The organism is Pseudoalteromonas piscicida (assembly GCF_002744175.1).
GTDB lineage: Bacteria > Pseudomonadota > Gammaproteobacteria > Enterobacterales > Alteromonadaceae > Pseudoalteromonas > Pseudoalteromonas piscicida_B.
The window spans coordinates 22958-35860 of sequence record NZ_NKHF01000041.1 but is presented as its reverse complement, the minus strand read 5'-3'; the positions used below and the strand labels follow the sequence as shown (position 1 = coordinate 35860).

9 protein-coding genes and 1 pseudogene are annotated in these 12903 nt (G+C 43.8%); 6 read left to right on the top strand and 4 right to left on the bottom strand.

The annotated features are described in order from the left end of the window. The first annotated feature begins 456 nt into the window (after positions 1–456). Complete coding sequence (locus tag CEX98_RS09275; protein WP_099641792.1) at positions 457–2298, top strand: methyl-accepting chemotaxis protein; 1842 nt, start codon at positions 457–459, stop codon at positions 2296–2298. Between the two features lie 19 nt (positions 2299–2317). On the opposite strand, the pseudogene mrcB reads toward CEX98_RS09275, so the two are convergent. The 4 genes and pseudogenes from mrcB to CEX98_RS09255 all read right to left on the bottom strand — a co-directional run bounded on the left by mrcB (position 2318) and on the right by CEX98_RS09255 (position 7797). Further along, positions 2318–4638, bottom strand: a pseudogene (gene mrcB / locus CEX98_RS09270) (penicillin-binding protein 1B). Positions 4639–4796: 158 nt separating this feature from the next. Further along, the gene (locus CEX98_RS09265; protein WP_099641791.1) at positions 4797–6026 is read right to left on the bottom strand and encodes an ammonium transporter; all 1230 of its coding nucleotides are present in this window, start codon (positions 6024–6026) and stop codon (positions 4797–4799) included. Between the two features lie 13 nt (positions 6027–6039). Beyond that, the gene (locus CEX98_RS09260) at positions 6040–6378 is read right to left on the bottom strand and encodes a P-II family nitrogen regulator (RefSeq protein WP_099641790.1); all 339 of its coding nucleotides are present in this window, start codon (positions 6376–6378) and stop codon (positions 6040–6042) included. Positions 6379–6567: 189 nt separating this feature from the next. Next, positions 6568–7797: a diguanylate cyclase domain-containing protein gene (locus CEX98_RS09255; protein ID WP_099641789.1), complete on the bottom strand. Its 1230-nt coding sequence runs from the start codon at positions 7795–7797 to the stop codon at positions 6568–6570. Between the two features lie 274 nt (positions 7798–8071). Between CEX98_RS09255 and CEX98_RS09250 the strand changes: the two genes are divergently transcribed. From CEX98_RS09250 to serA, 5 genes are all read left to right on the top strand, one after another. Next, complete coding sequence (locus CEX98_RS09250; protein ID WP_099641788.1) at positions 8072–9583, top strand: S10 family peptidase; 1512 nt, start codon at positions 8072–8074, stop codon at positions 9581–9583. Positions 9584–9711: 128 nt separating this feature from the next. After that, entirely contained in the window at positions 9712–10245 is a 534-nt protein-coding gene (locus tag CEX98_RS09245) for a hypothetical protein (RefSeq protein WP_099641787.1), read from the top strand. Next, positions 10242–10868: a 5-formyltetrahydrofolate cyclo-ligase gene (locus CEX98_RS09240; protein ID WP_099641786.1), complete on the top strand. Its 627-nt coding sequence runs from the start codon at positions 10242–10244 to the stop codon at positions 10866–10868. The genes CEX98_RS09245 and CEX98_RS09240 overlap by 4 nt, the downstream gene beginning before the upstream one ends. A gap of 106 nt (positions 10869–10974) precedes the next feature. Continuing rightward, positions 10975–11628, top strand: a complete 654-nt coding sequence (rpiA, locus tag CEX98_RS09235; protein ID WP_099641785.1) for a ribose-5-phosphate isomerase RpiA — start codon at positions 10975–10977, stop codon at positions 11626–11628. 11 nt (positions 11629–11639) lie between these two features. Then, positions 11640–12869: a phosphoglycerate dehydrogenase gene (serA, locus tag CEX98_RS09230; RefSeq protein ID WP_099641784.1), complete on the top strand. Its 1230-nt coding sequence runs from the start codon at positions 11640–11642 to the stop codon at positions 12867–12869. Positions 12870–12903: the final 34 nt, after the last annotated feature.

Below are 12903 nucleotides of genomic sequence, written 5' to 3'. Positions count from 1 at the left end.
TTAAAAAAAGCCCGTTCAGGGCTTTTTTTGTTTTTTCAGCTACCCTTTGAATAAACTTATTAAAAGCTTCGGTCTACTTATGTCAGTTTGCTTAATAAAGTGATCTAGCTTGAGGCGAGAAAATCTTGTCGACAAATGCGTTGAATTCACTGCCAATAGCCAGCTATTGGTGCGTAAATCCGCCTTGCCTACATGGATGTAGGTATCAGGGCGGTAGCATGACGCGAGAGCGGAGTTATCCCCAAAACGCTCTGCCTAGGCTAGATAAGGAAATAATTTAATGTGATTTTAAAAACAATGAGTTACCTCATTTCTTATCCAAACATCTGGTTAAATAAAAAATGTAGACGCAGTTAGCGTCTGGCTTGCTATCTCAAATTAAATAGGTATCAAGACTAAGTGGTATAAGAACGTGCTTTTCAGCACCTACGATAAACGGAACATACAGAGGAAGTGATGGCTGGATTTAATACACTCATAGAGCCTGCAACTCGCTTGATGGCAAGGTTGCAATATAAAACCAAAATGGCGGTGGTGTTTGGCTTGCTATTATTACCCTTGAGCCTCAGTTTATTTTTTCTAAATGGTGTGCTTAATCACTCTATTACTGTGAGTGAAACACAGCGTCAAGGGCTTAAACTCTACCCTAACATGCTGGAAAATATTTTAGACGGTAATATCGCCGATAATTCTAATTTACTTAATCGGGCAACATTCCCTAAGGTCACTGCGCCAAACGCTAGTGCGCTGGAGCAACTTTCCATTGCTTCACAATTAGCTGTTGACGATGATCTGGGCCGTAGTTACCTCAACCGAACACTGGTTGAATCGACACCGACTTTGATAGCACAAATCAATCAAATTGAAGTACAAGCAAGCGCCGTACTAAGCCGAGGCAGCTTTACACCAGATAGCTTTATCGCACTTTCCAATTTACATAAGGGCTTACCTGCGGTTACTAAACAATTTACTGGTAAGTTAAGCATCGCCATGAATGATAATCCGCGACTCAACAAGCTGTTAAGCCTGCCGTTGAGTGAACTTGAGTCTAGCTTATTGGATTATCAAAACGCCGTTAAAACTGGGTTACTCGACCCAGACGAACTGGCACTCTCACAGGCTCAATTTACGCGTCATTACCAACGCGCCAGCGATGCCATCAAACAGTTTGTTAATACCGCCACACCGGCACTAGCTACGTTAGTTGCTGAAAAACAAAGTCAACAACAGTGGATCAGAAACACCGTCGCATTGGCCTCTGTCTTTGCACTGTTAATAGCTATTTATCTCATGATTGGTTTTTATTTATCGTTTATGGGCACTATCACCACATTTTCAAAGGCAGCACAAAGCGCTTCTCGAGGGGATTTAAGCATCAAAGCCGCAACAACAGGCTCAGATGAGTTAAGCCAAATTATTGAACAATTTAATGCGGTCCTTACGGCCTTTATCTCGTTGCTTGGCAATGTCAGGCTGACGAGCGATGAACTGCAGCAAGCAACAACAACTCTCAATAAAATAAGCCAAGACACCGAAAAAGACGTCGCGCAACAGGAAAATAAAATTCAATCTATCCATCATTCGCTAGAAAACATGGCTCAGTCTGCTCGCTCTGTTGAAGAAGCGGCATTCAGCGCCACTGAGCTGGCATCGGTAGCGGCAACCCAAGTGAAACAAAGCAGTGTTAATACCACCGCGCTGGCAGGGCAAATGACTGAGTTACAAGCCGAGTTTCAACAAAGCCGTGCCGCGCTGGATAAACTTGCAGAGGATACACAAAATATCAGCCAAGTTAGCTCTGCGATTAGAGAGATAGCGGAACAAACCAACTTACTGGCACTGAATGCAGCAATAGAGGCTGCTAGAGCAGGTGAACAAGGCAGAGGGTTTGCAGTTGTGGCTGATGAAGTGCGTACCCTTGCACAAAGAACCCAACAACAAACTGAAGAGATCCACAATATTATTCAGTCTTTGCAGGCAGCGTCGAGAGACACACAAGATAAAATGCGAAGCAGTGAAGATAATATGGCTCAAAGCGTTATCGCAGCCAATGAAACCAATGAAGTGCTTCAGCACGCAGAACAAAGCATGCGCGACATCGATGACCAAGGTAAGTTGATCAGCCAGCTGGTGCAGCAGCAAACCCAGGCCACTGAGCATGCTCTAAGTGAGTCATCAGAAATTAGTAATTTGGCTCAGCATACTTTAGGCTCGGCAAGAGCAACCCAAAGTGATGCACAAAAGCTCGGTCAGTTATCCCATACTTTAAACCAAGAAATCGACAAGTTTAAAGCATGAGCAAACGCCAAGACCCTGTTCAGCACTCAGGTCTTGGCTCAAACATGCTAGCTCGGATAGGTAACTGTAATACAGGCCCGCAACTAGGTGGAGATTGCTTGCCTGTTTTTGGGTTAATAAAGGCCCAACGAATTGAACTTGGACGCTCATCCACAATCGCCTGAGGGTTCAGTGGTTTCAGGTAGCGAATGTAAAGTTCCAGTGCCCCCCTACTCCCCGTCAACCCTGTGGGAGTATTGTCGTCTCGTCCGATCCAAGCAACGGTAACCGTGTTTTGATCAAAGCCCGCAAACCAGCTGTCTCGTAAGTCATTACTCGTCCCAGTTTTACCTGCCAGTTGAATAGACGGGAAATGCAAATTGAGTCGCTTAGCCGTGCCTTTTTTTGTTACTCGCTTCATACCATATTTGGTCATATACACCGCATCACTATCTAGTGTCTGACTTTTCTGAGCTGAATGTTCGAAAAGTAGCTTGCCTACCGAATCAGTAATGGCCATAACACTCGTCAATTCACTGTGTTTACCGTCAGCTGCAAGGGTAGTGTATGCTTCAGCAACATCAAAGCTAGATAATTCCAGCGCGCCAAGTAACAAAGATGGATAAAGTGGAATAGACTTATCAACCCCTAGTTCATTCAGAGTTTGTGCCACACGATTTACGCCAACATCCAAGCCAAGGTTTACTGCCGGAATATTAATACTGTTACTGAAAGCTTCAAACATGGGCACTTGGCCTCTGAATTTATGATCAAAGTTTTCAGGCGACCATACCTTTCCAGAACCATCTGTTACCTCAAGAGGACTATCATCAAGTAACATGCCTAGGTGATAATTTGGATCTGACAACGCACTCAGATAAATAGCAGGTTTAACTAACGAACCGATGTTTCGCTCGGTATCTAATACTCGGTTAAAGCCTGAGAACTTTAACTGTCGTCCCGCAACCAGCGCTGATACTCCCGCCTTTTCGACATTAACCGAGAGCATTGCGGTTTCTAATTCATCCGTTTTAAACGACGTTCAAGATAAGGTAGCCCCTTTTTCACTGCGTCTTCCATCGCGGTTTGTTTTTGCAAATCCAAATAGGTGAAGATCCGTAAGCCAGAATCCACCATATCATCATCCGGCACAAGCTTTTTCAGTTCACGGTTAACCAGCTCTAAGTAACCTGGATAAGACTGCAGGCGACTTGCTTTTAGTGGCTCTACGTCAATTGGCCTAGCAAGCGATGCACGGTATTCTGGGGTTGTGATCAAGCCATTTTCAACCATCAACCTCAAGACTAGGTCGCGCCTTTCCATTACTCTATCAGGGTAACGTCTGGGGTTATAAAATGAAGGTCCTTTAACCATGGCCACTAGCATAGCAACTTGATCAAACTCCAATTCATCAACCGGTTTGGCAAAATAAAACTCTGCCGCCAACCCCATACCATGCACACCTTGATTATATGCTTGGCCCAAAAAGACCTCATTCAGATATGCTTCGAGAATTTCATCTTTGCTATAGCGAAAATCTAATATCAGCGCAATAAAAGCTTCATTAATTTTACGTATCAAGGTTCGTTCACGAGTAAGGTAGAAATTTTTGGCTAGCTGTTGGGTGAGCGTGCTTCCGCCCTGCACGGTACGGCCTGCTTTAATATTGGTATAAAGCGCACGCAAAATAGATAAAACAGAAACGCCGTGATGTTCATAAAAGTTGCGGTCTTCAACAACCAATAACGTTTCTTTTAAGATATTTGGAAATTTATCAAACGGTACAAATTCTCTATCTTGGCGAGTCTCATTGCCAATTCGTGCAATCTGTACAGGCTCTAAACGGGCGTTCGCTATGCGTCTTCCTTGATTATCGACAATACTGGCTAGCTTCTTACCACCGAAATTCAGGGTAAAAATACGCGCGCTTTCTGGACCATCGTAGAACTCGAATGCTCGTCTGTGGATCGTGATAGTACGGCCTTGAACGGTATATTGCCCCGTTTTACTTATACGATTCACTCTTGAGTAATTTAGTCGTTTGAGCTCCCAAAGCACTTCTTCTTCATTTAAGAATTGATCCGGAAAAAACTGCATAGCTCGGGCATACACTTGGACCGGCAACTCCCATTTATTGCCTTCAAATTGCCTGCTAATTTTGGCGTCGAGATAAATAACGTAGATCGCCACCACAAAGATGGTCGCAATGGTGCCTTTCCAAAATAAAGACCACAACGTGCTCAATACGCGGCTTTTAACTCTTTGCACCTTAGAAACGTTTTTTTGGGTATTGTTTTTACGCGATGTGCTCGCCTTGACGTTTGACTTTTTGGTAGGTGTTTTTTTCTTTTTATCCGTCATGACCCAAGTAAAACTGAAAAATGAATCGCAAGATAGTAGGGTAACCTAAATTAACAACTGCTGAAAGCAGAATAATATTTCAAAAAGAAAAGTGAGCCCACCGGACTCACTTTGTTTAGACAACGAGAACTTTATAATTGACCGAGAGCCAATTGGTATTACTGTCCGCGAACTGTCACGAACTCTGGATAGGCGTCTACACCACAGTCATGTTGATCCATTCCGCTTAATTCCTCTTCTTCGCCAACACGGATCCCCATACTCGCCTTTAACACGCTCCACACAATATAAGATGCGATGAAAACAAACCCTAAAATAGTCACTAAGCCCACAGCCTGCCCTTGGAATGTAGCGTCTGAATTTGAAAATGGCACCATCATTACCCCTAGCGCACCACACACACCATGAACAGAGATTGCTCCTACCGGATCATCCACTCTCGCCTTATCTAGCGCAACAATACTAAATACGACTAGTGCCCCGCCAATCGCACCGAGAATAAGCGCTAACACAGGTGTAGGAGAAGCAGGCTCAGCCGTGATTGTTACAAGACCCGCTAGTGCACCATTGAGTACCATGGTTAAGTCAGCTTTGCCCCACATCACTTTACACACCAACAGTGCCGCTACTGCACCAGCTGCCGCAGCCGCATTGGTATTGAGCATAATTTGGCTAACCGCGATAGCGTTTTCTTTATCGGCTAGGAATAATTGAGATCCCCCATTAAAACCAAACCATCCCATCCATAAAATGAAAGTACCGAGCGTAGCTAAGGGCATGTTAGAGCCTGGGATTGGATAGATTTCGCCATTTTTACCATACTTGCCTTTACGTGCCCCGAGTAACAACACGCCTGCTAGCGCCGCTGCAGCGCCAGCACCATGAACGATGGCTGATCCTGCAAAGTCCACAAATCCAAGTTCAGATAAGAAGCCTCCCCCCCAAGTCCAATACCCTTCTAGCGGATAAATGAAACCGGTGAGTACCACACAAAACGCTAAAAATGCCCACAACTTCATTCGCTCGGCTACGGCACCAGACACAATAGACATGGCGGTGGCCACAAACACAACTTGAAAGAAAAAGTCAGACTGTAAGGCATGATCAGCATCGGCAGCAGCACTGCCAATTAGTGCGCCAAGACTTGGAAGGACACCGCCCTCGGCATTATCAACATACATAATGTTGTAGCCAATGAGCAGATACATAGTGCAAGCAATGGCATACAAGGCGATGTTTTTAGTCAATATTTCTGTGGTATTTTTAGAACGAACGAGTCCGGCCTCAAGCATGGCGAACCCTGCCGCCATCCACATAACCAGCACCCCTGAGATCAGAAAGTAAAAGGTATTTAACGAAAATTGTAGTTCTATGATTGCATTTTCCATCGTTGGGATCCCCTTAAATTGCTTCTTCGTCAAGTTCGCCGGTACGGATCCGCACGATTTGGTCTAGGTCATACACAAAAATTTTGCCGTCACCGATTTTTCCTGTGAAGGCTGCTTTGGTCACCGTTTCAACAACGCGCTCTGCGTTTTCACTTAATGTCGCAATTTCTATTTTTATTTTTGGTATAAAATCGACTTGATACTCGGCGCCACGATACAACTCCGTGTGACCGCGTTGACGTCCAAACCCCTTAACGTCAACCACTGTCATCCCTTCAATCCCCAGATCGGCTAAAGCTTCACGTACTTCATCGAGCTTAAATGGTTTTATTATTGCACTTATCATTTTCATGCTGAGTCCCCTTAGGACAGTTGATCCTGTTACATGCTGTAATCCAACCTTTGTGCCAAATTTTTTAGTCCTTAATTAACAATGAATTAAAACCAAATGACGATTTTTGTGCATAAAAAATGCACCATTAAGGTGCATTGTTTTAAAGCCTGAACTGAGTTGGTGCAAAAATGGACACCTTGCGCAAAACTAATGTGCGATAACGCAATTCCGTTGTTTATCTTTGGCTTGGTATAGGGCTTTATCAGCCTTGCGCATCACTTCACTCAAGCTTTTTGATTGGCAGGTGGCAACGCCGATACTAATAGTGCAAAAATACTGACCTTGTGTGATAGCAAAGGCTTGTTTTGCCAGACGCTCGCGAAAATCTTCCAACATTTGTTTTGCAAGCGCAATATCTGAGCTTGGGATCAACAAGGCGAACTCCTCACCACCGATCCTCGCAACAATATAATGACCAAAAGCACTACGTAGTAAGTCTGCAACTTGTTGGAGAACATCATCACCACTCTCATGACCATATTGGTCATTAATTGATTTAAAATGATCTAAGTCTAGTAGCGCCAGAGTATACTGATTTGGCTTACTTTTTATTAAACGCTCCGCTTGTTGACAGAAATAGCGACGATTATAAAGCCCGGTCAAATAATCACGGTGCGCGTATTCTTTAATTTCAGCGATCAGGTTTAATTGTTCCATCGTTTGCATAATACGGCAGTGAAACTCTTCGCTCATAAACGGTTTTGCTAAAAAGTCGTTTGCCCCATATTTAATAAACTTAGCCGACAGTCCATGGCTGCCTGCCCCTGATAAGCCAATAATGGCAAGCTCATCGCGGCCACGGCTATTTCGCACCGATTTCACCAACTCAAAACCATCCATCGTTGGCATTGCAAAATCCGTCAACAACAGCTTGATGTCATGGTCTGAGAGCAGCATATCTAGCGCCTCTTCACCATCTTGCGCCTCTAGTACAGTGAACAGCTGCTTCTCTAGCATTTGCTTCATAACCGCTCGGCTGATAACTGAGTCATCTGCAATAAGCGCTTTGCACCCTTGGTTTCTGAGCAATCGAGAGGCCAGTTTAACCGCATATAAGTATGAGTCGCGATTATCTTTGATCACGTAATCGACTACCCCCATCTCCAGCATTTGCTGCCGGCTATATTCATCAATTTTAGAAGTTAAAACAACAGTGGGTATTTGCTGACTAAGGGTAAGCTGCACCACCTCTGCGTCCATCGCATCGGGTAGTGTTAAATCCACCAGCGCCAAAGTATATTGATGCTGAGCTAAGAAGGCCTTACTTTCCTTGAGTGACCAAGCAAAATCAATTTCGACATCTAGATGCTGAGCGGCAAGGTGTCGCAATACCTGCTGCACGACCTTACTGTCTTCAACAATTAAAATTCTTTGCATGGAATGAAATCTCTTAAGTACAACGAGAAGCGCAGTGAAACAAGAATTTAACGAAGCTAAATACTTTATTACTACATAATTAAGTATTAAATATACGCGAATCTAGCACTAAAAAAAACCAAATCAGCTCAAATTTGTTACGCAATGATAAACAAGATGAGAACCAGCATTTTCACGCTTGCCGTTTTTTTCATCCAGTTTGTCTCAATGGCTTTGAATTTCACCTGAAATACTTCTTTAATGCAGAGATAACTAATGCAATACCGAGGAAGCAATGAAACAACTACTACCCCTATTGCTTGTGAGTTGTGCTTTATTATCAATGCCTAGCATAGCTGATGAACACAACCGCGCAATTGAGATAGATCATAAAATCACAACCGAGCATCGAGCCGAAATCAAGGGTGAACGCATCAACTACACCGCAACGACTGGTACGCAACCAGTATGGAATGAAGATGGTGATGCAATTGCAACCCTACATTACACCTATTACAAACGTACCAAAGTAAAAGACATGAGTAAGCGTCCACTGTTAATCTCATTCAACGGCGGTCCTGGCTCTGCTTCAGTTTGGATGCACATTGCCTATACTGGTCCAAGAGTATTAAAAATTGATGACGAAGGTTACCCTTTACAGCCTTATGGTTTAAAGGATAACCCATACTCAGTGCTGGATGTTGCCGATATAGTGTATGTAAACCCAGTCAATACAGGCTATTCTCGCGTATTAAAAAATGCTGAGGGTGAATACCCAAGTAAAGCAGAGCAAACCAAGCTATTTTTTGGTGTCAACGCTGACGTAAAGTATTTAGCAGAATGGCTAAATACCTTTATTCACCGTAACCAGCGCATGCTCTCTCCTAAATACTTGATCGGCGAAAGCTACGGCACCACTCGTGTTTCAGGGCTTGCGCATGCTATGCAAAATAGCCAATGGTTATACCTAAACGGTGTTATTTTAGTCTCACCTACTGATATCGGGATCAAGCGCCAAGGCCCAGTTAAAGCAGCGAACCGTTTACCTTATTACGCTGCCGCAGCTTGGTATCATAAAGCATTACCAACCGAGCTTCAGCGCAAAGACTTATTAGAAGTATTAGAAGAAGTTGAGCAATACACAATTAATCACTATTTACCTGCCTTAGCAAAGGGCTCGTTTATCAGTGAGCAAGAAAAGCAAAGTGTTATTACAGCGGTCGCGAAATATAGTGGCTTGAGCGAATTATTTGTTGCCCAAAACAATCTAGATATTCCTACCGCAGCGTTTTGGAAAGAGCTATTGCGTGATCGTGGCGTTACGCTTGGCCGACTAGACTCTCGTTACCTTGGTATTGATAAAAGAGATGCAGGCTCTCGCCCTGATTATTGGCCAGAGCTCACATCTTGGCTTCACTCATTTACACCGGCGATTAACCACTACTTTGCCACCGAGCTCAATTATAAAACGGACGTAAAATACAACATGTTTGGCTCCGTTCACCCATGGGATAGTAGCGATAACAATGTCGGGGAACAGTTACGTTTGGCTATGGCTCAAAACCCATACCTCAATGTCATGATCCAGTCAGGTTATTATGATGGGGCAACGAATTACTTTGATGCCAAATATAACATGTGGCAACTCGATCCAAGTGGCAAGATGCGTGATCGCCTCAGCTTTAAAGGCTACCGTTCGGGACATATGATGTACCTGCGTCATGAAGACTTACAAAAGTCGAATGACGATTTGCGTGAGTTTATTTTAAAAACAATACCCAAAGCAGAACAATCTGCGTTGTACTAAATTCCCACCAACCTGTGGCCGCGCAAGCGGTCACTTATCTTAAATCGTAAAAATTTCCTTTTATCCTTCTACAGTTACCTATAATCTAGATATACTCAGTATTATCAACCACAACTTAGGCACGCACCATGAACGAGCAGTTTAAAGTCGTCTTCGTTGGCATGGCCGACGGTAAGGATCAGCAAAGCGCAGCAGCCGCAATTGCGCAACGGCTGAAAACCTCACCTTCCAAGATCCAGCAATTCTATGCTGGTAAAACACTGTTTGCTCCTGCAGATAAAGCAAAAGCACTGAAGCAGGTAAAACTACTTGCCAGTGTTGGCATTAATGCGAAGCTGCAAAGCCAAACGCCCTCTGCTGTCACCAATCCAGATCAAGAGCGAGTCTTTGAAGCGCTAGACTATATCACTAGCAGCTTAATTCGGATTGAAGAACGCTTAGAAGATATTGAGCAACGCCTTGGCACAAATCAAAATAGTGAAATAGACGACACTATGGAAGACGAGTGGGAGTCGAAAGAGTTATTCGACGAGCTAGAGTACGATCCAGCGCCACCTCCTAAATCGAAAACATGGCTTTATTATTTACTTGCCGTACTGATTATTTTATTTATTTTACTGGGCGTTAGTCTGTTTTTCCCTGAGTTGCTTACTTTAGAATGAGTAAATTTAATACCAACATTAATAAATCTCAACTTACAAGAGGTGAGTTGAGAAAAGTGATAAGAAGCCTAAGAAATTCGCTAACAGACGCGGAGCAGTCAACAGCAGCAACCCAACTCAACTTTAATTTTTTTCAACACATAAAACCACCAAAAAAGGCCCGTATTGGGCTCTATACACAAAACGATGGCGAACTAGACACTTCTCTTTTAATTCAATCACTTTGGTCAGAAAATCACAGTGTATACCTCCCCTTAATACACCCGTTCAATGGCGCTAACTTGCTCTTTCAGAAATATGAAAAAAACTCACCCATGAAGTCAAATCGCTATGCTATCTTGGAACCTAAGTTAGATTGCTCAGCAGTAGCACCTCTTGCATCGCTAGATTTTCTCTTGATGCCCTTGGTTGCATTTGATGAGCATGGAAACCGCTTAGGTATGGGCGGCGGGTATTATGATAGAACATTGGCGCAGCATTATGCTGAGCAGCGAGATAAGCCAGTGTTGATAGGTCTGGCTCATGACTGTCAGCGCGTTTCAAGCTTGCCGACAGAAGCTTGGGATGTGCCATTACCAATGATCCTTACCCCAACCCGCTTATACACTTGGCCAAAGAAATAATTAAGTGCAACAAGCTAAGCACCTTTTGAGCTGCTTTTGACCATGACGCTAGCACTTTGATTGAGTTATACTCTGTGCAACTTCAATAACAACTAAGTGTAGCGTTATGACTCAAGATGAAATGAAAAAAGCCGCGGCGTGGGCAGCATTAAATTACGTAGAAGAAAATACCATTGTTGGGGTTGGCACAGGTTCTACCGTTAACCACTTTATCGATGCCCTTGGTAGCATCAAAGACAAAATAAAGGGCGCGGTTTCGAGCTCAGAAGCTTCAACCGAAAAGCTAAAAGCACTTGGTATTGAAGTATTTGAATTAAATGATGTATCAGAGCTGGCAGTTTATGTAGATGGTGCAGACGAAATTAACGGCCACAATGAAATGATTAAAGGTGGTGGCGCAGCGTTAACAAGAGAAAAGATCGTCGCTGCTGTTGCGAAAAAATTTGTATGTATTGTTGATAGTAGCAAACACGTCGAGACACTAGGCGCATTTCCATTACCCGTTGAGGTGATCCCAATGGCGCGTAGCTACGTGGCAAGAGAGTTACTAAAACTCGGTGGTGATCCTGTTTATCGCCAAGGTGTGATCACCGATAACGGCAATGTTATTTTAGATGTACATGGCCTTGAAATTAGCGCGGCTAAAGCGCTTGAAGAAAAAATTAACCAGATTGTTGGCGTTGTAACAAATGGCCTATTTGCCGCTCGCGGCGCCGACATTGTCATAACAGGCACTCCTGAAGGGCCTAAAATCAACTAGTGAGATTACAGATGAGCAAGGTTTCGTTATCAAAGGATAAAATTCGAATTTTGTTGTTAGAAGGCGTGCATCAAAGTGCCGTAGAAACACTAAAACGCAACGGTTATAGCAACATAGACTATGTTAAAACATCCTTACCGGAGCCTGAGCTTATCGAGCGGATCAAAGACGCCCACTTCGTTGGGATCCGTTCACGTACTCATCTAACGGAAGCAGTATTAGCGCAAGCTGAAAAGCTAGTTGCGGTTGGCTGCTTCTGTATTGGTACTAACCAAGTAGACCTAGATGCGGCTAAAAAGCGTGGCATCGCGGTGTTCAACGCCCCATTTTCAAATACCCGTTCCGTCGCAGAACTAGTACTTGGCGAAATTTTACTGTTGCTTCGTCGCATCCCTGAACGCAATGCTAAGGCACACCGCGGTGAGTGGGATAAATCAGCCGACGGTTCTTACGAAGCTCGCGGCAAAACACTTGGTATTATTGGTTATGGCCATATCGGTACTCAGCTTGGTATTATGGCTGAAAATATCGGTATGAATGTCGAGTTCTACGATATTGAAGACAAGCTAACCTTAGGAAATGCCACTCAACTTCCTACGCTAACCCAACTGCTGCAACGTGCAGATGTGGTTAGTTTACATGTGCCAGAAACTCCGCAGACAAAAAACCTGATTGGAATGGCTGAAATCGAAGTCATGAAACAAGGCGCGATCCTAATCAACGCCTCTCGCGGCACTGTGGTTGATATTGATGCCTTAGCAGAAGCATTAGCGGCCAAGAAATTGTCCGGTGCAGCAATAGATGTATTCCCAGTTGAGCCTAAGTCTAACAATGAGGAATTTGTATCACCGCTACGTGAGTTTGACAACGTACTACTCACCCCACACGTTGGTGGCTCAACACAAGAAGCACAAGAAAACATTGGCGTAGAAGTAGCGGGTAAATTGACGAAGTACTCTGATAATGGTTCCACCGTCACCGCAGTGAACTTCCCAGAGGTTTCACTACCTGAACTATCAAACAGAAGTCGGTTGTTGCATGTGCACATTAACCGCCCTGGTGTACTCACTCAGATTAACCAAGCATTTGCTCAACACGGGATCAATATCGCAGCGCAATACCTGCAAACCGATGAGTCAATTGGTTATGTTGTTATTGATGTAGACAGCGACCACTCTGAAGTTGCATTGAAAGAACTAAGCGCTGTGGAAGGCACACTAAGAGCCCGCATACTTCACTAAAAAGCATCACACATAAAAAAACCAGTCACTGGAA